Annotated in this window: 22 protein-coding genes; 5 read left to right on the forward strand and 17 right to left on the reverse strand. The window is 71.9% G+C overall.

Going from position 1 to position 19,755, the window contains the following annotated elements:
- Nucleotides 1-216: 216 nt before the first annotated feature.
- Nucleotides 217-801, forward strand: a complete 585-nt coding sequence (locus H4W81_RS18700) for a hemerythrin domain-containing protein (protein WP_225958690.1) — start codon at nucleotides 217-219, stop codon at nucleotides 799-801.
- A gap of 144 nt (nucleotides 802-945) precedes the next feature.
- Here the strand turns inward: H4W81_RS18700 and H4W81_RS18705 are convergent, their stop codons facing one another.
- The 4 genes from H4W81_RS18705 to H4W81_RS18720 all read right to left on the reverse strand — a co-directional run bounded on the left by H4W81_RS18705 (nucleotide 946) and on the right by H4W81_RS18720 (nucleotide 5,236).
- Nucleotides 946-2,244 (reverse strand): FAD-dependent oxidoreductase, encoded by a 1,299-nt coding sequence (locus H4W81_RS18705; RefSeq protein ID WP_318781812.1) that lies wholly within the window; start codon nucleotides 2,242-2,244, stop codon nucleotides 946-948.
- Between the two features lie 239 nt (nucleotides 2,245-2,483).
- Nucleotides 2,484-4,040, reverse strand: coding sequence for an alpha/beta hydrolase family protein (locus H4W81_RS18710; RefSeq protein WP_192775997.1), 1,557 nt, complete (start codon nucleotides 4,038-4,040; stop codon nucleotides 2,484-2,486).
- Nucleotides 4,041-4,195: 155 nt separating this feature from the next.
- Entirely contained in the window at nucleotides 4,196-4,573 is a 378-nt protein-coding gene (locus tag H4W81_RS18715) for a hypothetical protein (RefSeq protein WP_192775998.1), read from the reverse strand.
- Nucleotides 4,574-4,654: 81 nt separating this feature from the next.
- Nucleotides 4,655-5,236: an NADPH-dependent F420 reductase gene (locus H4W81_RS18720; RefSeq protein ID WP_192775999.1), complete on the reverse strand. Its 582-nt coding sequence runs from the start codon at nucleotides 5,234-5,236 to the stop codon at nucleotides 4,655-4,657.
- Nucleotides 5,237-5,307: 71 nt separating this feature from the next.
- On the opposite strand from H4W81_RS18720, the gene H4W81_RS18725 reads away from it, so the two are divergent.
- A complete protein-coding gene (locus H4W81_RS18725) occupies nucleotides 5,308-5,646 on the forward strand; it encodes a winged helix-turn-helix transcriptional regulator (protein ID WP_192776000.1) in 339 nt (112 codons plus the stop codon).
- On the opposite strand, the gene H4W81_RS18730 is transcribed toward H4W81_RS18725, so the two are convergent.
- Together H4W81_RS18730 and H4W81_RS18735 are read right to left on the reverse strand one after the other, a co-directional pair.
- Nucleotides 5,636-6,433, reverse strand: coding sequence for a Cof-type HAD-IIB family hydrolase (locus H4W81_RS18730; protein ID WP_192776001.1), 798 nt, complete (start codon nucleotides 6,431-6,433; stop codon nucleotides 5,636-5,638). The two genes, H4W81_RS18725 and H4W81_RS18730, sit on opposite strands and share 11 nt — an antisense overlap.
- A 25-nt stretch (nucleotides 6,434-6,458) precedes the next feature.
- The gene (locus tag H4W81_RS18735) at nucleotides 6,459-7,259 is read right to left on the reverse strand and encodes an alpha/beta hydrolase (RefSeq protein ID WP_192776002.1); all 801 of its coding nucleotides are present in this window, start codon (nucleotides 7,257-7,259) and stop codon (nucleotides 6,459-6,461) included.
- 24 nt (nucleotides 7,260-7,283) lie between these two features.
- Here H4W81_RS18735 and H4W81_RS18740 point away from each other — a divergent pair, with 24 nt between their 5' ends.
- Nucleotides 7,284-7,628, forward strand: a complete 345-nt coding sequence (locus H4W81_RS18740; RefSeq protein ID WP_192776003.1) for a hypothetical protein — start codon at nucleotides 7,284-7,286, stop codon at nucleotides 7,626-7,628.
- Here H4W81_RS18740 and H4W81_RS18745 read toward each other — a convergent pair.
- Complete coding sequence (locus H4W81_RS18745) at nucleotides 7,621-7,890, reverse strand: DUF6968 family protein (RefSeq protein WP_192776004.1); 270 nt, start codon at nucleotides 7,888-7,890, stop codon at nucleotides 7,621-7,623. The two genes, H4W81_RS18740 and H4W81_RS18745, sit on opposite strands and share 8 nt — an antisense overlap.
- Nucleotides 7,891-7,900: 10 nt before the next feature.
- The gene (locus tag H4W81_RS18750) at nucleotides 7,901-8,680 is read right to left on the reverse strand and encodes an intradiol ring-cleavage dioxygenase (RefSeq protein WP_192776005.1); all 780 of its coding nucleotides are present in this window, start codon (nucleotides 8,678-8,680) and stop codon (nucleotides 7,901-7,903) included.
- Between the two features lie 34 nt (nucleotides 8,681-8,714).
- Here H4W81_RS18750 and pcp point away from each other — a divergent pair, with 34 nt between their 5' ends.
- Nucleotides 8,715-9,338, forward strand: coding sequence for a pyroglutamyl-peptidase I (pcp, locus tag H4W81_RS18755; protein ID WP_225958691.1), 624 nt, complete (start codon nucleotides 8,715-8,717; stop codon nucleotides 9,336-9,338).
- Between the two features lie 9 nt (nucleotides 9,339-9,347).
- Nucleotides 9,348-10,154 carry an orotidine-5'-phosphate decarboxylase gene (pyrF, locus tag H4W81_RS18760; RefSeq protein WP_192776006.1) on the forward strand — a complete coding sequence of 269 codons (807 nt, stop codon included), beginning with the start codon at nucleotides 9,348-9,350 and terminating at the stop codon, nucleotides 10,152-10,154.
- Between the two features lies 1 nt (nucleotide 10,155).
- Here pyrF and rbsK read toward each other — a convergent pair whose 3' ends face one another.
- From rbsK to H4W81_RS18805, 9 genes are read right to left on the reverse strand one after another with little or no spacing between them, the layout of a single operon-like run.
- A complete protein-coding gene (rbsK, locus tag H4W81_RS18765) occupies nucleotides 10,156-11,043 on the reverse strand; it encodes a ribokinase (RefSeq protein WP_192776007.1) in 888 nt (295 codons plus the stop codon).
- Nucleotides 11,040-12,455, reverse strand: coding sequence for an ADP-ribosylglycohydrolase family protein (locus tag H4W81_RS18770; RefSeq protein ID WP_192776008.1), 1,416 nt, complete (start codon nucleotides 12,453-12,455; stop codon nucleotides 11,040-11,042). The genes rbsK and H4W81_RS18770 overlap by 4 nt, the downstream gene beginning before the upstream one ends.
- Entirely contained in the window at nucleotides 12,452-13,591 is a 1,140-nt protein-coding gene (locus H4W81_RS18775) for an ADP-ribosylglycohydrolase family protein (protein WP_192776009.1), read from the reverse strand. Before H4W81_RS18775 ends, H4W81_RS18770 begins: the two co-directional genes overlap by 4 nt.
- A complete protein-coding gene (locus H4W81_RS18780; protein ID WP_192776010.1) occupies nucleotides 13,588-14,556 on the reverse strand; it encodes an ADP-ribosylglycohydrolase family protein in 969 nt (322 codons plus the stop codon). Before H4W81_RS18780 ends, H4W81_RS18775 begins: the two co-directional genes overlap by 4 nt.
- Nucleotides 14,557-14,565: 9 nt before the next feature.
- Nucleotides 14,566-15,510 carry an ADP-ribosylglycohydrolase family protein gene (locus tag H4W81_RS18785; RefSeq protein WP_192776011.1) on the reverse strand — a complete coding sequence of 315 codons (945 nt, stop codon included), beginning with the start codon at nucleotides 15,508-15,510 and terminating at the stop codon, nucleotides 14,566-14,568.
- A complete protein-coding gene (locus H4W81_RS18790; RefSeq protein ID WP_192776012.1) occupies nucleotides 15,507-16,829 on the reverse strand; it encodes an ABC transporter substrate-binding protein in 1,323 nt (440 codons plus the stop codon). The genes H4W81_RS18785 and H4W81_RS18790 overlap by 4 nt, the downstream gene beginning before the upstream one ends.
- Nucleotides 16,830-16,838: 9 nt before the next feature.
- Nucleotides 16,839-17,657, reverse strand: a complete 819-nt coding sequence (locus tag H4W81_RS18795) for a carbohydrate ABC transporter permease (RefSeq protein WP_192776013.1) — start codon at nucleotides 17,655-17,657, stop codon at nucleotides 16,839-16,841.
- A complete protein-coding gene (locus tag H4W81_RS18800; RefSeq protein ID WP_192776014.1) occupies nucleotides 17,654-18,565 on the reverse strand; it encodes a carbohydrate ABC transporter permease in 912 nt (303 codons plus the stop codon). The genes H4W81_RS18795 and H4W81_RS18800 overlap by 4 nt, the downstream gene beginning before the upstream one ends.
- Nucleotides 18,562-19,641 (reverse strand): LacI family DNA-binding transcriptional regulator, encoded by a 1,080-nt coding sequence (locus H4W81_RS18805; RefSeq protein ID WP_192776015.1) that lies wholly within the window; start codon nucleotides 19,639-19,641, stop codon nucleotides 18,562-18,564. Before H4W81_RS18805 ends, H4W81_RS18800 begins: the two co-directional genes overlap by 4 nt.
- Nucleotides 19,642-19,755: the final 114 nt, after the last annotated feature.

Here is a 19,755-nt window from a genome sequence, read left to right on the forward strand (position 1 = left end):
GTGGCAAGAGGCCCGGCACACCGACCTTCCCGACGATCGGGTCGCGACACGCGGTGACGCCCCGGACGGAAGGCGTGCGCGGCCCACCTCGCCACTGGACGCAGCTGCCCCGACTCACGGCCGACCTCCTCGCGGGAGCGGTTCGGGGCAGGGCGTGGGAGGTGTTCCTGCTCGTGTGAGGGGTAGGCGCAGACTCCTCTCGAGAGGAGTACGCCCATGGGCGACCGACACACGGTGCCTGAGCTGATGGACGAGAACGACGTCGTCGACCTGCTCCTACGGCAGCACGCCCTGATCAGGGACCTGTTCGCCGAGGTCGCGAGCGCGCCGGAGGACGCGCGGGGCGAGCCGTTCCAGAGGCTGGTGCGCCTGCTGGCCGTCCATGAGACGGCTGAGGAGGAGATCGTGCACCCCTACGCCCGGCGCAAGCTGCCCGGCGGGGACGAGGTGGTGGACGAGCGGCTGGCCGAGGAGAACGCGGCCAAGGACATGCTCACCCAGATGGAGAAGGCGGGCGTGGCCGACCCGCAGTTCCTGGCCAATCTGGATGTACTGCGCTCCGCCGTGCTGACCCACGCGAGGGCGGAGGAACGGTACGAGTTCACCCGCCTGCGCGCCGAGACCAGCGTCGCCGAGCGCAGGGCGATGGCGGCGGGGGTGAAGGCGGCCGAGGCGATGGCGCCCACGCATCCGCACGCGGGCGTCGAGACCGCGATGGCGAACCTGCTGGTCGGGACGCCCATCGCGATGGCGGACCGGATCCGCGACGTCATCAGGAAGGCGATGGGCAAGCAGAGCTGATCCGGCGAGACCGGGTTGGCGTGTGCCGGGGCCCGCGGAGGCGCCGTCGGCCGGGCGCCTCTCGGGCCGGATGAGCGTGGTGCGGACCGGATGCTCGCCCCGATAGCGGTGATCAAGTGCGCCAACCACGCCTCACATCATGACTTATCTTGATTTCTTCCATGTGATCGCCCCGGCGACCAGCAATGCGGCCGCGGCGGCCCCTGCCCATCGGCGCTGGCGGGCGATCCGCCGTTCCACCTCGGCGTACGGGGTGGTGGTGAAGGAGACCAGCTCGTAGCGGGAGACGTAGCGCCCGGGCAGCACCCGCTCCAGCGCGTGCTCGATCCGCTTCTGCGCCAGGAACACCCTGGAGCCGACCTTGTCGCGCATCTCCACGAAGTTGTCCAGTGCGAGGCGGGCGATGACGTCGGTGTCGGCCTTGCGGCGCTGGAACAGCTCCAGCGCCCTGCCGAAGTCGTCTCCGGTCTCCTCCAGGCACCTGTCGAGCTCGACGCAGTCCTGGAAGCCGCAGTTGGCGCCCTGGCCGTAGAAGGGGACGATCGCGTGGGCCGCGTCGCCGACCAGCCCGAGCAGCGTGCCGCCGACCTCGCCGTGCCACGGGTCGCAGCGCACCGTCACCAGATGGCCGACGGGGTTGCGCGCGTAGTCGGAGGCCAGGTGCGGCATGACCTCCGCGGCGTCGGGATACTCCTGCGTGAAGTGCGCGCGGATCTTCTCGGGCGTATCGAGCCCGGCCAGCGCCTCGTGCGGCCAGAAGAGCGTGCAGGTGAACGACTTGTCCGGGTTCGGCAGTGCGATCATCATCGACCGGCCCCGCGGCCAGATGTGCAGCGCTCCGGGATCGAAGGCGAACTCCCCCAGCTTGGGCGGGATCGTCAGCTCCTTGTAGCCGTAGTCGAGGTACTCCTGGCTGAAGTTCGTGCCCTGCATCGCCTGCAGCCTCGCCCTGACCGCGCTGCGGGCGCCGTCGGCGCCGATGACGACCTGCTGGCCCTTCTCGGTGACCAGGCCGGCGTCGGTCTCGAACTCCAGGGTGCCATGGCCGATCCCGACCAGCCGGTGGCCGAACTTCGCCGTGACGTTCGGCCGCGCCTCGGCGGCGTCGAGGAGCTTGCGGTTGAGCGCGGCGCGGCTGATGGAGTTGATCGCGTGCGCGCCGTCGGCCGAGTAGGGCTGGAAGGTGAGGGTGCCGTCGGTGGCGTGCATCATCCTGCCCGGCATCGGCAGCGCGTCCGCCAGCGCCATTTCGTCCAGGCCGAGCCTGCGCAGGGCGTCGATGCCGCGCTCTGAGACGGCCAGATTGATCGACCTGCCACGCTCGGCTCCGGCCGTTCGGGGGTCGGGACGCCGCTCGTAGAGGGTGACCTCGTGTCCTCTCCGGGAGAGGTAGCAGGCGAGCAGGCAGCCGACCAGACCGGCTCCGACGATGGTGACCTCCACGATGACTCCCTTCCCTTCCCCTCCTTCGTACGGCGCGGCGCCCGAAAACGCCACCACGCGACGACAGGCGCCGCCCTGTCTCGCGCTACGGTTTCGGGCCGGCTCGACGGAAGAGCCGTCGCCGGACGGCCCTCCGGTCCTCGTCCCCCCGAGTCGGCGCCGGCGGCATGTCGAGTTGGCCGCGGGGTGGGCGAGCGGTTTCGAGTCGGCAGGGCCCGCCCTCTCGACGGAGGGGCGGGTCAGGACGGGTCGGTTTTCTCGGGTGGGGTCGTGCGGGTGAGGTGGTCTGCGATGGCGAGGGCGGTGGTGCGCCAGATGGGGGTGCGGGGGTCGATCACCGCGAAGTGGTCGCCTGACATCTCCATGTAGGTGACCTCGTCCCCGGCCTCCGCCGCCGCCCTGGCGTACCTGCGGCTGAAGTCGATCAGGTCCAGGTCGTCGCCCGAGCCCTGGACGATGAGTTGCGGGATGCCCAGCGGGAGACGGAGCAGGGGGCTGGAGGAGGCGTACCGATCGTGCGGGGCTCCGCGCTCCTCGCCCGCGCGGCCGTCGAGCGCCGCCGCGACGGCGCCCGAGCTGAGGTGGCGCCGGTCGCCCTCCACCAGGTCGAGCACTCCGGCGAGGGAGACGGCGAGCGCCACTCCCGCTCCGTCGGCCGCCGCCCTGAGGGCCAGCTGTCCTCCCGCGGAGTGGCCGACCACGGCGACGCGACCCAGATCGAGCAGCACCCCTGGCCCCGATGAGACAGGGGACCCCGGACCGGCAGCCCAAGAATCGGAGCCGGGGACCCGAAGATCGGAGCCGGGGACCGAAGGATCAGGGGTGGAGGAAGGTGATTGGCGGACTGGCGGGTGCGAACCGGTTACCGGAGGGCGAGGGTTGATGTCCGAAGGGTGGGGGGCGAGCGATGGGCGCGGGTTGACGGGGGAGGCGAGAGGGCGGATGTCCGCCGGGCCGGGGGTGGCCGGACGAGAGCCGAGGGCTGGTGGGTGAGAGGCGGAGGAGTGGCGTGGGGGTGCCGTTGGGGTGCTGAGGGAGGCCGCCACCGAAGGGAGGGCGGCCAAGCCTGCGGCGACGTCGGTGGTGGTGGCATCCCAGCCGTGCAGGTCGGGGCGGCGGTACTCCAGGTTCCACGCGGCGAATCCGCGGGCCGTCAGGTCGGCGCAGAGGGCCTCCATCAGGTCGGCCGCCCAGATCGAGCGCCAGTATCCGCCGTGCACGAGCGCCACGACCGGCACCGCCGCCTTCGCAGAGTCCGTCGAGGTCGGCAGGTGCAGGTCGCCCCACTGCTCGGGGTGCGGGCCGTACGGGATGCGGCGGGGACGGTGGCGCGCCCGGTGGACGGCGTGCCTGATCGCCCAGGCCAGCCCTTCGATCCCCCTGCCGTGGATGTGCGAGGCGCCGTCGACCTGGCGGACCCTGGCGAAGTCGCACCAGACGACCTCGCCGCCCGCGCCGATGAGCTCCCGCATCTCCCGCGAGGGCCCAGGAACCACCACGACGGCCGTGCTGAGGCCGCCCGCCGGGCCGAGATCACCGCCCCCGGGTTCTCCGGGGAGTGCCCGCGTTGCGGCGGGGAGGGTGTCGGCGTCCGGGTGTCTTTCTGGCGGATCGGTGAGCCGACCCGCATGGCCCGGGAGAGCGGCTGAGAGGAGGGCGCGGGTTTCGGTGGCGTCGCGGGCGTGTGTGAGCACGCCGTGCACGCCGAGGGCCGCGAACTCCCGCTCGGCCACCTCTCCGACCAGCGCCCGATCCGCCTGCAGGCCGGGGCCGATGATCACCTGTACGTCCGTCATGAGGCAAGCATGCTGAGGGTCCCGCTGGAGTCAAAGCCCATATGGACTTTTATCGCCCTTTCTTCCGGATATGAGGCAGGAGGCAGAGCTGACGGAGGAGGACACCAGGAGGCTGTCACAGCTCGGCAAGAACGGCCCGCGCGACGTGACGGGGCTCAAGATGACGCACTGCGTGCCGAATGGGAGGGTGTGAACGCCCAGGCCGCCAGCCACACGCTGAGGCCCATGATCGCCATGCCGAGCGGCACGTGCAGGGTGACGGCGCCGGAGCCGCCGGTCGCCGACTGCGCGAAGCCCAGCAGCAGGATCGCCAGGCTGGCCAGCGCGGGCCAGCCTGGGCCCCTGCCCGGACGCCACATGAGCACGCCGATGATCAGCAGGATCAGCGCTGCGGCGTGGACGGCCCCTGCGCCCATGCCGTGCGTCGCGCTGCCCGCACCGCCGAGCAGCTGGCCCGCGGTGACGGCCTGGACGAGCACCGCGACCACGTTGACCGCGGCGAAGATCTTGAAGGGGGTGAGGTATCTGACCATGCGGTCCAGGATCGTGCGGGAGGCGGACCCCGACATCCGCCACCGGTCGTCATGGCCACTACACCCAGGGGTGTAGTGCGATCACAGCGGCGGCGCTATCGCCTGCGCGTCCAGGCCCTTGAACCACAGTCCGATCATGAAGGCGGCCGTGGCCTCCAGCAGCGCGGCCCTGGCCAGCCCGCCGCCGTCGAACGGCGTGCAGCCGAGGTCCGCCACCAGCCCGCGCACGACCGTCAACGCCTCCTCGTCGTCCCCGCACAGGGGTACGGCCAGCGGCCGGCCGCCGAACACGGGCGGCGTCATCCGCCAGACATCCACATGACACAGGTTGAACGCCTTGACCACGCGCGCGCCCGTGGCGGCCGCGACCCGCTCGGCCATCGGGTGGTCGGCCGTCAGCTCGCCGTCCCGGATCGGGTTGGTGCAGTCGATGAGCACCTTGCCGCGCAGCGAGTCGTCGGCCACCTCGAGCGCGGCGTGCGCGGGGACGGCGAGCAGCACGGCCTCGCCGTACGCCATGGCCTGGCTGAAGGAGCCGTACCCCATGGCCTGGGTGGCGGAGCCCGAGCTCCTGCCGCTGGTCATCACCTCGTGTCCCGCGCGGGTCCACTGGGTGCCGAGAGCGTCGGCCATGCCGCCCGCGCCGAGAATACCGATACGCATGCGTCCTCCTCGAAGATGTAGGTAAGGACGAAGGTAGAAAAAGCACGAGATACCGATTGGTGCGTATCGGCATGTTCCTCGCTGACTGTCAGGCCAGGCTGGCCTTTGACCTGCTCGCCAACACCTGGAACGCGGTAGTGGTCTGGGCGTTGCGAGAGGGGCCGAGCCGCCCGGCCGAGCTGCGCGGGCGCATCGGCGGGATCAGTCCCAAGGTGCTGAACGAGACGCTGCGCCGGCTCGAGTTCAACGGGATCGTCTCCCGCACGGCCTACGCGGAGGCGCCGCCCAGGGTGGAGTACGCGCTGACGGAGCTGGGCCGCACCCTGCTCGGGCCGATCGAGGCGTTCGGCGCGTGGGCGTTCGAGCACGCCGAGGAGGTCATGGCCGCCCAGGACGGGTTCACGAGGTGAAGTAGCGCTCCAGGACCACGGCGACGCCGTCCTCGACGTTGGAGAGGGTGTGCCGCTCGACCGCGGCCAGCACGGTGTGGTGGGAGTTGGCCATCGCGTAGCCCGCGCCCGCGTAGGTCAGCACGGCCAGGTCGTTGGGCATGTCGCCGAAGGCCACGACGTCCCGGGGGTCGATGCCGCGCTCGGCGCACAGCTCGGCCAGCGCGCCCGCCTTGGTCACGCCGGCCGCGCTGATCTCCAGCAGCCCACCGGCGCCGGAGTAGGTGATCTCCGCCTGCCCGTCCACCGCCGCGGTCGCCGCGGTGAACATCTCGTCGGCGTGGTGCTCGGCGGACCAGGCCAGCAGCTTCACCACCGGCTCCGCGCGCGTCCACACCGACTCCACCTGCGTGCGGTACGGCGCGTCCTGGACGACGTGCTTGGCGTATCCCGGCTCGAACAGCACGCCCGAGCCCGTCTCGATCGCGAACGCGATGCCGGGCAGCGCCTCGGAGAGCGTCTGCGCCACCCCGCGCGCGGCCTCGAGCTCCAGGGCACGGACCCGCAGCGTCTCGCGCGTGTCCAGGTCGTGGACGATCGCGCCGTTGCTGCAGATCGCGGTGCCGCCGACGCCCGCCGCCTTCGCCAGCTCCCAGACGCTCCTCGGCGGCCGCGCGGTGACGAACACCACGTCGGCCCCCGCCTCCCTGGCCAGGAGCAGGGCGCGGCGGGTGCGAGGGGAGACCGATCCCTCGTCGTCGAGGAGCGTGCCGTCCAGGTCGGTGGCGATCAGGCGAGGGAGGCTCATGCCGGGCATTATCCGGCATGCCCCCTCAGCGCGGGATCAACGCCCTGATGTCAGAGAAGACCCTCTCGTGAGCCGCCGCGGCCTCGGCGGAGGCGTCCTGGATGAAGCCGTGCGCCAGGCCGGGCTCCTGCCGGTGCACCACCTTCACACCCGCCTCCGCGAGCCGGGCGGCGTAGGCGTCGCCCTCGTCGCGCAGGGCGTCGTTCTCGGCGGTCACCAGGAGCGTGGTGGGCAGGCCGTACAGGTTGGGTGACAGCAGCGGGCTGGCGGCGGCGCGGGCGGCGGGCTCGGGCACCCACTGCGCCACGAACCAGGCCAGCGTCTCGGCGTCGAGCCCGGAGCCCGAGCCCTTGTCGGTGACGCTCGCGCAGGAGAGCGTGAGGTCGGTGTTCGGGCAGAGCAGCACCTGGAGGGCGGGCACCGCGCAGCCCTCGTCGCGCAGGCGCAGGCAGGCCATGGTCGCCAGGTATCCGCCCGAGCTGTCCCCCGCGACGGCGACCGGCCTGGCCCAGCGGAGCACCTCCACGGCGTCGTCGAGCGCGGCGGGGCAGGGGTGCTCGGGGGCGAGCCGGTAATCCACCGCCAGCACCTCCACGTCGCACTCCCGCGCGATCCTGCGGCAGGTCGTGTCGTGGGAGTCCAGGCCGCCGATCACCCAGCCGCCGCCGTGCAGGTACACCATCAGCGGGCGAGGACGTTCGACGGGACGGTAGCGGCGCAGGCGCAGCCCCGAGGGGCTGGTCAGATCGAGGACCTGGGCCAGCTCCGGTCCTGGTGGGCGTTGAGGGGTGCGCGCCCTGAGCTCCAGCAGTCTCGTGTCAGACATAACGGCACATAGTAGGGTTTCCGGGTGCCTGAAAAAGCCGGAATCGGCTCCGCACTTCGGTTCGCCACCGAGTTGGTGGCCTGGATCGCCACTCCGTGGGCCCTGGCGCCGCACTCCGTGCCTCTGGCCGTACTGTCGGTGATCACGCTGATCGGGCTCCCGACCCTCTTCTCGACCCCCGGCGACAAGCGCCACGTGATCGTCGCCGTGCCCGGCTTCGTCACGATCCTGCTCGTGGCGCTCCAGCTCGTCGCGGCCGTGGTGTCGTCGTGGCAGGCGTGGGCGCCCGCCGCCGCGGTCGTCGTGTCGGTTCTCGCCGCCGCGACCGTCGTGACCGAGCTGCCCCGCTGGCGCCGCCTGCTCAGGTGAACTCGTCCCACACCAGCAGGCCCTCCCGGGCCTCGGGCGAGCCCTCCAGCGCGCCCCGCACGGTGGTCAGCGCGATCTCCAGGGCCTGGATCGAGTCCGCGCCCGAGACCTTTCTCTCGTGTTCCCATCCGTGGAGCCCGTCGATGCGGTAGGGGCACGACCACTCCCCCGTCGGCTCCTCGTACGGCAGGCCGACGGCCACGGTGACCTCGCGCGGCGGCTCGGTCAGCAGCGTGAGAACACGCTGGGCGATCTCGTACATGCCAGCTGATCTACCCAGTCGGCCGCACCGCGAAAGTGATCACGCCCAGGTAGCCGCCGGCCTCTTTCACCGTCTTCATGACCATGCTCGGCTCGAAGATGCCGTCGTCGTCGTTGAAGGTGTCGCGGCCCGCGTGGGCGGTGTACGGCTCGCTCCCGTAGACCTCGGCGGTGACCGCCTCGTCGAACATCGTCTGCGTGGTGAGCACCCGCTCGTCCGAGACGTGCACCATGGCGTGGATGTGCACGGTCCTGCCGCGGTACCAGCCGGGATAGATCGTGGTGAACTCCACGATCCCCTCCTTGTTGGTGACCTGGGCTCCGCGCAGGTAGCGCTCGTCGTCCGACGGGCCGCCGCCCCCGCCGCCGCCTTCCCTGGACCGCTCCTCGAAGCCGGAGTAGAGGCCCATGGCGTCGCAGTGCCAGATCTCCACCACCGCGCCGGATATCGGCGCGCACGTCCCCGCGTCCTGCACCCTGATCGCCACCCGCAGCGTCGCGCCCTGCCGGTCCTCGCGGATGTCGCTGCGGATCCTGTCCGCGTCGAAGTGGTAGGGCCCCTGTGTCGTCTCCTCCGTCAGCGTGCAGGTGCCGGCGTCCTCGAACAGCGCGTCCAGGCCGGTGGCGGCCGTCGTCGGCGTGATGGTGGCGGTGCCACCCGCCGAGGTGGCGACCCGGACGGGCGTGCCGCCCTCCGCGCAGGCCGCGAGCAACGCGCTCAGCCCGACGCCGCCGATCCCCGCGAGGACGGCCCGCCTGCTCACCCGCTGACCCTCATGGTCGACACTCATACCTCGGACGGTAGAGAGACCACCTGAGGATTGGATGAGAATGACGCGCGTGCTGCTGACCGGGTTCGAGCCCTTCGGCGGGGAGACGACGAACCCCTCCTACGACGCCGCCGTGCTGGTCCCGGGGGTGAGCGTGGCCGAGCTGCCCTGCACGTTCGCGGGCGCGCTGACGGCGCTGCGCGAGGCCGTCGACCGGCACGACCCCGAGCTGGTGCTGTGCGCGGGACAGGCGGGAGGGCGGGCGGTGATCTCGGTGGAGAAGGTGGCGATCAACCTCATCGAGGCGCGCATCCCCGACAACGGGGGCCGCCGGCCGTACGGCGTGCCGGTGGTGGCGGGCGGGCCGGACGCCTACCTGTCCACGCTGCCGGTCAAGGCCATGGCGCGGGCGGTGCGGGAGGAGGGGATCCCCGCGGAGGTCTCCTACACCGCGGGCACGTTCGTCTGCAACCAGGTCGCCTACGGCCTGGCGCACCTGATCGCGACCGAGCGGCCCGGCCTGAGGGGCGGGTTCGTGCACGTGCCGTACGCTCCGCACCAGGTCACCGAGTCGGGACAGCCCAGCATGGAGACCACCACGGTGGCGCGCGCCCTCGCCGCGCTGGTCAAGGCGGCCGACAGCGTCGAGGACGAGCTCCCCGCGGGCGCCATCCAGTAGAGTCGCGGCATGAGCGAGCCGTTCGGCGTGCGGTTACGCACGCAGATGGAGCGGCGAGGGCCGCTGTGCGTCGGCATCGACCCGAGTCCCGCGCTGTTGACCGCGTGGGGCCTCGACGACTCCCCCGCGGGGCTCGAACGCTTCAGCTTCACCGTCGCCGAGGCGGTGGCCGACGTGGCCGCCGCGGTCAAGCCCCAGTCGGCCTTCTTCGAGCGGTGGGGCAGCAGGGGCGTGGCGGTGCTGGAGCGGCTGATCCCCGCGCTGCGCGAGGCGGGGGCGCTGGTCGTCCTCGACGCCAAGAGGGGCGACATCGCCTCCACGATGGCCGGTTACGCCGAGGCCTACCTCGAGCAGGGCAGCCCCATGGCGGTCGACGCGATGACGGTCAGCCCGTACCTCGGGTTCGGCTCGCTGGCGGGCACGATCGCCACCGCGCACGCCAACGACGCCGGCCTGTTCGTGCTGGCCCGCACCTCCAACCCCGAGGCGGCCCTCCTCCAGGAGACGGTGGCCGACCAGATCTTCGAAGGGGTGGCCGCGGCCAACGAGGGCGCGGCCGGCCTCGGCTCCGTGGGAGTGGTCGTCGGCGCGACGCTGGACAAGGTCGGCCATCCCCTCGACCGCCTGGGCGGCCCCGTCCTGTCGCCGGGCCTCGGCGCCCAGGGCGCCTCCGCCGCCGCGGTGGCCAGGCTCTTCTCCGGGGTACGGCACGCGGTCCTGCCCTCAGTGTCGAGGGCCGTGCTGGGCGACCCCGCGCGGATCAGGAGCCTGACCGAGCGCTACCGCGACGAGTGCGTACGGCACCTGCGCGGCTAGATCACCCGGTGAGGGCGGCGTCGATCTCGGCACGGTCCGGCATGGACGTGCTGGCCCCTTCGCGCTGGACCGAGATCGACGCGGCGACCGAGGCGAAGCGCAGGGCGTCGGCGGGGGCCAGGCCCTCCGAGCGAGCCACGGCCAGGGCGCCGACGAACGTGTCGCCCGCCGCGGTCGTGTCGACGGCCTTCACCTTGACCGCGGGCACGCGCAGGCGCTCGCCCTCGCGCGAGCCGTACAGCGCGCCCTCGGAGCCGAGGGTGATCACCGCCTCGGGAACCCGCTCCAGCAGCGCGTCGAGCGCCTTGTCCGGATCGGTCAGCCCGGCGATCGCCGCCGCCTCGTGCTCGTTCGGGACGATCAGGTCGACCGCGTCGAGCAGTTCCTCCGGCAGCGGCTGGGCGGGCGCGGGAGTGAGGATCACCTGCGCGCCCGCGTCCCTGCCCGCCCTGGCGGCGCCGACGACGGCCGCCATGGGCAGCTCCAGCTGGAGCAGCAGCACGGAGGAGGCGTCGATCACGGCGAGGTCGTCGCCTGAGGGTCCGGTCACGCTGCCGTTCGCGCCGGGCACGACGATGATCGAGTTGCCACCCGAATCCTCCACCACGATGTGCGCGATGCCGCTCGGCCCCTCGACCCGCCGCAGCGCCCTGACGTCTACGCCGGCCTCCTCCAGCGTGGCGCGCAAGGCGGCGCCGAAGGAGTCGTCGCCCACCGCGCCGAGGAAGGCGACCTCGCCGCCCGCGCGGGCCGCGGCGATCGCCTGGTTGGCGCCCTTGCCGCCGGGGATGGTGCGGAAAGCGCGTCCCGTGACGGTCTCTCCGAGTTTGGGCGCCGACGGTACGTAGGCGACCAGGTCCATGTTCGCGCTGCCGAAGACCGAGATCATGACTCCATCATCCTCTCCGTGCGCTCGGCGAGCTCACCCAGCGCCATGCCGTCGAACCCGGTCAGGCTGGTGGCCAGGCTGTCGCGCAGCCTCCAGCGCTCCGGCACGCCGCCGTTCAGCGCGCCGACGACCGAGCCGACCGTCGCGCCCGCCGAGTCGGTGTCCCAGCCGCCCGCGACCGCTCCCGCGATCGAGGCGGTGAAGTCGCCCTGCGCGTGCACGAGGGTGGCGGCGACGAGGGCGGCGTTGTTGATCGTGTGCACCCAGTGCAGGTCGCCGTGCCGTTCGTGCAGGCGGTCAATGACCTGCTCGAAGTCGGCGAGGGCCGAGGCGTCCTCGACCGCCTGCCGTACGGCCAGGGCCAGCCTGGAGCGCGGCGGGACCACGGAAAGGCCCGCCTCGACCACCTCCTTCACCGACGTGGCGACCAGCGACTGGGCGCACATGGCGGCCACGAACATCGCGCCGTAGACGCCGTTGGCGGTGTGGGTGAGGCGGGCGTCGCGCCAGGCGTACTCGGCGGCGGTCGCCGGGTCGCGCGGATTGACCCAGCCGTACAGGTCGGTCCTGATCAGTGCGCCGATCCACTCGCGGAACGGGTTGCGGTAGGTCGCGGTCTCCGGCGGCTCGATCCCCGCCAGCAGGTTGCGGTAGGCGACCCGCTCGGCGGTGAACGTCCGGCCCGCGGGCAGCTCGTCGAGCCACAGCTGGGCCACGTCGTCGGTGGTGAAGCCGCGCCCGCGCCGCTCGAGCACCGACAGAGCCAGCAGCGGGTAGTTGAGGTCGTCGTCCTCGGGGATGCCGTCGATGTTCTCGGCGAGGGAGTTGACGGCGCTGCGCCGGTTCCACGGCCACCGCTCGCCGATCTCGGCGGGCAGCCCCACCGCGGTGAACCAGCCCCTGATGGGCCAGTTGCCGGTGGCCTCGGCGATCTGCCTGATGCCCTCGCGGGGGATCTTCTCGACCGGCTTGCCGAGGACGCACCCCGCGGCCCTGCCGCGCCACGCCCCGAGCACGCGAGCCGAGTCCGGCCGCACGGCCCGCCCCGTGCCGGAGCGGCCTCCGACCCCGCCGGCGCCGCCCTCCGGGCGACCGGCCGCACGCTGTTCCCTTTGCGGGAAGACGCCCGCCGAGTGACCCGGCCAGCTCGGGCAGGAGGCGATGATGTCGGCCAGCTCCGTGGGCTCGTCCAGCGGGGATTCCAGCGTGGCCAGCTCGTCGAGCAGCTCCTCCGCCAGCCGCCGCAGCCGCCGCGCGCCCGCCTCCGACGCTCCCGCCCTGGGCGGCGCGTCGTGCCCGCCCGCCGCGTGCCAGCGGGCCGCGATCTCCCGCACGTCGCGCCCGTCCTCGGCGGCCTGGCGCAGCTCGTGCCCCACCAGGTCCTCGGGCTGCGCCCAGGTGAGCCTGATCACCGGCCGGCCAGCTCGGTGAAGGCGTCCTCGTGTGCCCTGCGCCTGGCCACGTCGTCGCGGTGGATCCGCAGCGCGACCTCGGCGATCGCCCGCCCCGGCGCGAGCAGGTCCGTACGGCTGGCCGCGCCGATCTGCTCGACCCAGTCGGACGGCACGGCCGACAGCCCGCCGAGCGCCCCCGCGATCGCCCCGCCCATGGAGGCGATCGAGTCGGCGTCGCGCCCGTAGTTGACCCCGCCCAGCACGGTGTCCCTGACGTCTCCCTTGGCGATCAGCAGGAACGCCAGCGCGAGGGGTAGCTCCTCGATGCTGTGCACGCGCGACGGCCGCCTGGCGCCGAGCCCCTGGTCGCGGTAGGTGTCGGCGACCGTGTCGTAGGGCCGCATGGCGGCGCGCAGCCCCACGAACGAGCCCTCCCAGTGGCCGAAGTCGCGGGCCTTCGAGCACACGGCGTCGATCGCGGCCCTGGTGCCGTCCTTGGCCAGCCTGAGCGAGGTCGCCACCACCGAGTCGGGGGTGGCGCCGGGGCGCATCGCCTCGGCGACGGCGGCGGCCATCACGCCCGCGGCCTCGCGCCCGTAGGAGGACTGGTGCGCGCCCGTCAGGTCGATCGCCTCGGCGTAGGCGGCGTCGGGGTCGCCGGCGTTGACGATGCCGACCGGCGCGACGTACATCGCCGCCCCGCAGTTGACGATGTTGCCGACGCCCGCCTCGCGCGGGTCGACGTGCCCGTAGTGCAGCCGCGCCACGATCCACTTCTCGGCCAGGAACACCCGCTGCAGCGGCAGCGCGTCGGCCTCGAGCTCGGGGATCCACTGCTTGGCGCCCATCATCTCGGGCACCATGTGCTCGGCCATGGAGTAGGCGTCGAGGTGACCGCCCGCCTTCTGGTAGACGCGGATGAGCGCGTGCGTCATCAGGGTGTCGTCGGTGATGTGGCCGTCGCCCTTGTGGTACGGCGCGATGGGCCGCGCGTTGCGCCAGTCGGCGTTGAACGGCGGGACGACCCCCTCGACCGTCCCGCCGTAGCGCTGGGTGATCTGCTCGGGAGTCCAGCCCTCGGTGGCGCCGCCGAGCGCGTCACCCACCGCCGCTCCCGCCACGCATCCAGTGGCCCTGTCCTCCAGCGGCGTCATGCGATTCCCTCCGAAATATCCAGTAGATCCCTGCCGGCCAGTTCAGGCAGGCAGCACCCGGCCAGCCTCCGCGCGGAGGCGGCCCACCCCTCAGGTATCACGCCGTATCCGCCCAGGGCGCCCGTGAGCGCCCCGGTGAGCGCGGGCGCCGAGTCGGCCACCGGCGCCAGGCACGCGGCGGCGGGCACGGCCTCGGCCAGCGACCCGCCGGAGACCTCCGCCAGCGCGAGCGCGACGGGCACGGTCACCGCCGCGGAGACGGCGTAGCTGTAGACATGGTCGATCAGTTCGGCGTCGAGCGCGGGCACGGCGGCGAAGGCCCCGCCCGCCTTGCGGGCCACCCGCAGCGCCGCCCTGGCGTTGTGGCCGATCGCGGTGTCCTCCGGCAGCTGGGCCAGCGCCGCCTCGACCGCGAGCGCGGCCGAGCCGCCGGAGACCGCCTCGGCCACCGCCGCGGCCATCGCCCTGGCGCCGAGCACGCCGTCACCCGCGTTGGTGACCTGCGCGTCGAGCGTGGGGTCCTGTCCCACGGCGCCGAAGGCCACGGCCCTGACGGCCGCGGCGTCGTCGAAGAAGTGCGGGTTGTCGTGCCCGCTGGCCGGCGGCCGCACGCCGCCGCGCAGGTTGCCGAGCGCGGTCGTCACCGAGATCCGCGCCCGCAGGTCGTCCCGCTCGGCCAGGTCGGCGAAGGCCCGCACCCTGTCCTGCGCGATCGTCAGCGCCGTCCACGCCAGCCATTCGGCGTCGTCGGAAGGTCCGACGGCCAGTGGCGCGGTCGGCTGGTTCAGCGCGAACGGCACGGGCAGCGTCGTGACCCCGTGCTCCTCGGCGAAGGCGTCGAGCTCGCGGTGCAGCCGCCTGCTCCATGGAGCGTGCAGCGCCGCGCGGTGCCTGGCGGCGGGCCAGCCCGCGGCGTCGCCCACGGCCAGCCCGACGAAGGCTCCGTTGATCCTGTCCCCCGACATGTGCTGTCCTTACAGTCGTCTCGCGAGCTCATCCGCGACGTCGAGCACGTGCCTGCCCGCCACGACGGGCAGACATTTGCCGGTGGCCGGGCCGATGCGCTCGGCCCACCTGTCCGGCACGCCGTCCTCACCGCGCCCGGCTCCCGCCAGGGCGCCCGCGATGGCGCCGATGGTGTCGGCGTCGCGGCCGAGGCTCACCGCGTAGGTCACCGACTCCTCGACGTCGCCGCCGCCGTGCAGGTAGGCGGCGAACGCCAGCGCCACGGCCTCGGGCGCGAGGTCGGTCCAGGGGTAGTGCCTGATCACCACGGCCTCGTGCAACCCTTCGGGCGAGTCCTTGAGCGGCAGCGCCCTGGTGATGGTGCGGGCCGTCCACGAGTCCTCGGGGATCGCCGACAGGCCCGCCCGCACCACCTCGTCCGGCGTGGCTCCCGCCATCGCGGCCGCCACGGCGGCCGCGACCGCCCGGCCGCCGTTGATGCCCTCACCCTCGCCGCTGACCAGTCCGTCCTGCTCGATCAGCCGCGCCGCCTCCGCCGGGTCGCCGGGACAGAAGATCCCGTACGGCGCCGCCCGCATGGCCAGCCCGTCGGACCAGCCGTGCGAGTGGATCATCCCGGTCATGGGCGGTTCGAGTCCGCGGCGCAGCGCCTGGACGGTGCCGAGCTCGGAGAAGCCCGCGCCCCTCATCGGGCCGAGGACCGCCGGGATGATCTCCCTGCGGTAGGCGTCGGCCACGTCGTCGCTGGTGAGCGCATGACCGTGGCGCACCAGCAGCGAGGCCGCGAAGATCGCGTACTCGGTGTCGTCGGTGCCGCCGCCCTCGATCTCCGTGAGCCTGCCCCACTTCGCCCGGATCTGGGCAGGCTCCATGTTCTCCGCCGGAGCGCCGAGGGCGTCGCCGGCCGCGAGGCCGAGCAGACACCCCCGGGCGCGATCCCTCAAAACACTCACTGGGAGTACCGCTCCAGCACCTTGTTCCCCTCTTCGACGAGCTGCTTGGCCGCGTCGTCAAGGGAGATCTTGTTGGCGAAGTACTGCTGGAGGGTGGGGGTGGCGACCTTGCTCTTCCACTCGTCGAAGCCGTTGACCTTCAGGAACGGCGCGACGACGAGGTTCTTGGCGGAGGCGGTGGCGATGTCCCAGCCGTTCTCCTTGGTCGTCATGGACGGGTCGGCGGCGGCCTGCTGCGAGGTGGGCAGCAGCCAGTCGCCCTTGGCGAGCTTGGCCTGGTTCGGGCCGTTCAGGAAGAAGGCCATGAACTTGATGGCCTCGTCGGGGTGCTTGCTGTCGGCCGAGACCGACAGGGTCTGGGAGACCGCGCCCTGGTTGGCGGTCTCACCCTTCAGCGGGGGAAGGGTGACCCACTCGAAGCCGTCGGGCGCCTGCTCGACGACCTGCTGGCGCAGGTAGACGCCGACGGGCAGCATCGCGTACTTGCCGGCGAAGAAGCCGGGCAGCGGATCGGCGGTGCCCATGCCGAGCGCCGAGGGGTCGGCCGACTTGTCCTTGTGGAGCTGGTCGTGGATGCGCTGGAGGACCTGCTTCTCCTCCGGGCCGACCTTGACCGTGGTCTTGCCGTCCGCACCGGTCTGGAAGAAGGTGCCGTTGAAGTTGAGCGCCAGGTTGAGGGTCTTGTTGACCGGCGACTTCATCGGCCAGGCCACCCCGAACGCCTCGCCCTTGGTCAGCTTCTTGCTGATCTCGGCGAACTCGTCCCACGTCCAGGGGGACTCCGGAGTGGGGATGCGCACCTTCGCGGCGTCGAGCAGCTTCTTGTTGGCGATGATGACCTGCGACTCCTGCAGGAACGGCACGCCGTAGACGCCCTGGTTGCCCTTGCCGTCGTCGAAGGTGACGGTGTCCCACGCCGACTGGGGGATGTCGCTCTTCAGCTCGGCGGGCAGCTTGTCCTTCAGGTCCAGCAGGTAGCCGCGCGAGGCGAAGCCGGACAGCGCGGGCGAGTCGTCGTGGATGACGTCCGGCGCGTCGCCGCCCTCGAAGGAGGTGACCAGCTGGTCGTTGACGTTGTCCCAGCTGCCCTGGACGTAGGTGACCTGGATGTTCGGGTTGGCCTTGTTCCAGGCGTCCACGATCTCCTTGTTGGCCGCCACGGACTCCTTCTGCCAGGCCAGGCTGAGGAAGTTCAGCTTCACCGGCTCACCGGCGCCGCCGGACTTGGCCGGCTCGGCGGCGTTGCCGCCACCACCCGAGCCGCACGCGGCAGCCATCGCGACGATCGCCGCGGCCGCCAAAGCGGATTTGATACGCATAAGAGCCTCCTAGCCCTTGACCGCTCCGGCCATGAGGCCGGACCTCAGCCGTCGCTGGATGATTGCGAAGAAGATCAGGCTGGGGATCGTCGCCATGAGCGACGCCGCGGCCAGCGGCCCCAGCCTGGACACGCCCTCGGGTCCGGTGAAGCGGACCAGGGTGAGCGGCAGTGTCATCACGTCGGGGTCCTTGAGGACCACGAGCGCGAAGAGGAACTCGTTCCACGACGAGATGAACGAGAACAGCAGCGTGGCCACCACGCCAGGGGCCAGCAGCGGCGCCACCACGCTGACGATCGAGCGGATCCGGCCCGCGCCGTCCACGGAGGCGGCCTCCTCCAGCTCGCGCGGAACCGCGCGGACGTAGCCCTGCAGCATCCACAGCGCGAACGGCAGCGTGAAGGTCACGTGCACGATGATCAGACCGGGCAGGGTGTTCACCAGATCGAGGTTCCGCAGCACCATGAAGAGCGGGATGATGATCAGGATGAACGGGAAGACCTGGCTGACCAGCACCCATCCGGTCGCGACCCTGCTCACCGCGCCGCGGTAGCGCGCCATCGCATAGGCCGCGGGGAGCGCGACCACCACCGTGAGCACCGCGCTGGCGATCGCCACGACCATGCTGCGCGCGGCGGCGCCGACCAGGTCCTGCTCGCCGAAGGCCGCGGCGAAGTTGTCGAGGGTCGGCCGCTCCGGGATCCAGGTCGGATGGAGGCCGGCCATCTCCTGCGGCGTCTTCAGCGCCGTGGACAGCAGCCACACCAGCGGGAAGGCCAGGAAGAAGACATAGGCCAGCAGCGCGACGTACTTCAGGAGCTGCTTCACGACGCCTCCCTCATCTGCCGCCACAGGTACACGCCGAGCACCGCGAGGACGACGATCACGATGGCCACGCCGAGCGAGGCGGCGTAACCGTAGAAGCCGTTACGGAAGGCCTCCTCGTAGGCGAACAGCATCGGCAGCCTGGTCTGGCCGCCGGGACCGCCCTGGGTGAGCACGTACACCAGGCCGAACTGGTTGATGTTCCAGATGAAGTCGAGCGAGGTGATGGCCACGATGACCGGGCGCAGCTGCGGCAGCGTGATGTTCCAGAACCGCCGCCAGGTGCCCGCGCCGTCGACCTCGACCGCCTCGTACAGCTCCTTGGGCACGTTCTGCAGGCCCGCCAGCAGCACGACCGTGGTCTGCGGCATGCCGCTCCAGATGCCCACCACGATGATCGCGGGCAGCGCGAGCGAGAAGTTCTGCAGCCAGTCGATGTCGGTGCCGAGCATGCTGTTGAGGATCCCGGCGTCCGGGTGGTAGACCAGGCGCCACATCAGGCCGATCACCACGGGCGGCATCGCCCACGGCACGACCGCCAGCACCCTCGCCACGCCCCTGAACCGCAGGTTCTGGTTCAGCAGCAGCGCCAGGCCGAGCGACAGCAGGAACTGCAGACCGGTGACCGAGACCGCCCAGATCAGGCCGATCCTGAAGGACGACCAGAAGGCCGAGTCGGCGAACAGGTCGACGAAGTTCTCGAGTCCGACGAACTCGGTGACCCTGTTCCTGCCGAACCGGGCGTTGGTGAAGGCCAGGCCGATGCCGTACAGCAGCGGGCCGACGCTGAACAGCAGGACCGGCACCAGCGCCGGGAGCATCAGCAGCAGGGTCTCGCGGCCCTGCCGCGAGCGGGGCTTGCGGCGCTTGCGCGGTGAGCTCCGCGGGGGTCTGGTCGCGACCGCCGTCATGGCGTGCCTCCCTTCGACTGGAGTGGGATGTTCACGGTTTCGCCCGTGGATGCGCGGGCTTGGTGGTCCGTCGCCTCGCCCACGGTGGAGGCGCGGATCACCAGTCGCGGCGCGACCGTGACCACGCGCGGCTGGCGGTCCATGTCGTTGAGCCGGTCGAGCAGCAGCTCGGCGGCGGCCTTGCCGCGCTCCGCCGAGCCGAGCGAGACGCTCGTCAGCGACGGCCACGAGGCGGCGGCCAGGTCGGTGTCGTCCATGCCGACCACCGCGACGTCCTCGGGCACCCGCAGCCCCGCCGCGCGCAGCACGTCGAGCGCGCCGAGCGCGATCAGGTCGTTGGCGCACATCAGCGCGTCCACCCCGGGCGCCCGGTCAAGCAGCGCGCGCGCCGCGCGCGCCCCCTCGGCCCGGTAGAAGTCGCCCACCTCGACGATCTCCTCGTCGTACGGCAGGCCGCGCTCCTTCAGCGCCTCCCTGTAGGCGGCGGCGCGGGCCGCGCCCGGCACGGTGTCGAGCGGGCCGTTGACGAAACCGATGCGGCGGCGGCCCAGCTCGTACAGGTGGTCGATGGCAAGCTTGACGCCGGTACGGGAGTCGGCCCTGACGTTGTCGACCCGCGTGCCCTCGGGCACCGAGCCGATGATCACGACAGGCGCCCGTGCGGTGGCGATCATCTTCAGGTGCTCCTCGGTGACGCGCAGCGGGCTCATGATCAGCCCGTCGACGTACCGCTCCCCGAGGCTGTGCAGAACATCGATCTCGTCGGCGGCGATCGCGTCGGTGGAGTGCAGCACCAGCCGGTATCCGGCCGCCTTGAGCACCGGCTGGATCTGCCTGACCATCGCCAGGTAGACGGGGTTGCCGATGTCGGCCATGGCGAAGGCCACCTGGTGGGTACGGCGCGACTTGAGACTCCTGGCGACGGCGTTGCGCACGTAACCGAGTTCCTCGGCGGCGGCGAGCACCTTGCGGACGGTCTCCTGCCTGGTGGGCAGGCCGTTGAGCACCCGAGAGACGGAGGCGATCGACACCCCGGCCCGCTCAGCGATCGTGTTGATCGTGGGTCCTTCGGCCAAGACGGTCCCCTCACTCGGGAGAAAACGATTACAGCACCTTCACTGTAAACGTTTACGGCGCTGGGGCACATGAAACATGCACGTAACGTGCGGGTCAAGTCACGATCCCATAAC

Origin of the sequence: Nonomuraea africana, assembly GCF_014873535.1 — a bacterium.
Lineage (GTDB): Bacteria > Actinomycetota > Actinomycetes > Streptosporangiales > Streptosporangiaceae > Nonomuraea > Nonomuraea africana.

Excerpts from the sequence above, each read along its gene's own strand:
- H4W81_RS18700 (WP_225958690.1), top strand. The coding sequence starts at position 217 with ATGGGCGACCGACACACGGTGCCTGAGCTGATGGACGAGAACGACGTC.
- H4W81_RS18710 (WP_192775997.1), bottom strand. The coding sequence starts at position 4,040 with ATGACGGACGTACAGGTGATCATCGGCCCCGGCCTGCAGGCGGATCGG.
- H4W81_RS18715 (WP_192775998.1), bottom strand. The coding sequence starts at position 4,573 with ATGGTCAGATACCTCACCCCCTTCAAGATCTTCGCCGCGGTCAACGTG.
- H4W81_RS18720 (WP_192775999.1), bottom strand. The coding sequence starts at position 5,236 with ATGCGTATCGGTATTCTCGGCGCGGGCGGCATGGCCGACGCTCTCGGC.
- H4W81_RS18725 (WP_192776000.1), top strand. The coding sequence starts at position 5,308 with ATGTTCCTCGCTGACTGTCAGGCCAGGCTGGCCTTTGACCTGCTCGCC.
- H4W81_RS18730 (WP_192776001.1), bottom strand. The coding sequence starts at position 6,433 with ATGAGCCTCCCTCGCCTGATCGCCACCGACCTGGACGGCACGCTCCTC.
- H4W81_RS18735 (WP_192776002.1), bottom strand. The coding sequence starts at position 7,259 with ATGTCTGACACGAGACTGCTGGAGCTCAGGGCGCGCACCCCTCAACGC.
- H4W81_RS18745 (WP_192776004.1), bottom strand. The coding sequence starts at position 7,890 with ATGTACGAGATCGCCCAGCGTGTTCTCACGCTGCTGACCGAGCCGCCG.
- H4W81_RS18750 (WP_192776005.1), bottom strand. The coding sequence starts at position 8,680 with ATGAGTGTCGACCATGAGGGTCAGCGGGTGAGCAGGCGGGCCGTCCTC.
- pcp (WP_225958691.1), top strand. The coding sequence starts at position 8,715 with ATGAGAATGACGCGCGTGCTGCTGACCGGGTTCGAGCCCTTCGGCGGG.
- pyrF (WP_192776006.1), top strand. The coding sequence starts at position 9,348 with ATGAGCGAGCCGTTCGGCGTGCGGTTACGCACGCAGATGGAGCGGCGA.
- rbsK (WP_192776007.1), bottom strand. The coding sequence starts at position 11,043 with ATGATCTCGGTCTTCGGCAGCGCGAACATGGACCTGGTCGCCTACGTA.
- H4W81_RS18775 (WP_192776009.1), bottom strand. The coding sequence starts at position 13,591 with ATGACGCCGCTGGAGGACAGGGCCACTGGATGCGTGGCGGGAGCGGCG.
- H4W81_RS18780 (WP_192776010.1), bottom strand. The coding sequence starts at position 14,556 with ATGTCGGGGGACAGGATCAACGGAGCCTTCGTCGGGCTGGCCGTGGGC.
- H4W81_RS18790 (WP_192776012.1), bottom strand. The coding sequence starts at position 16,829 with ATGCGTATCAAATCCGCTTTGGCGGCCGCGGCGATCGTCGCGATGGCT.
- H4W81_RS18800 (WP_192776014.1), bottom strand. The coding sequence starts at position 18,565 with ATGACGGCGGTCGCGACCAGACCCCCGCGGAGCTCACCGCGCAAGCGC.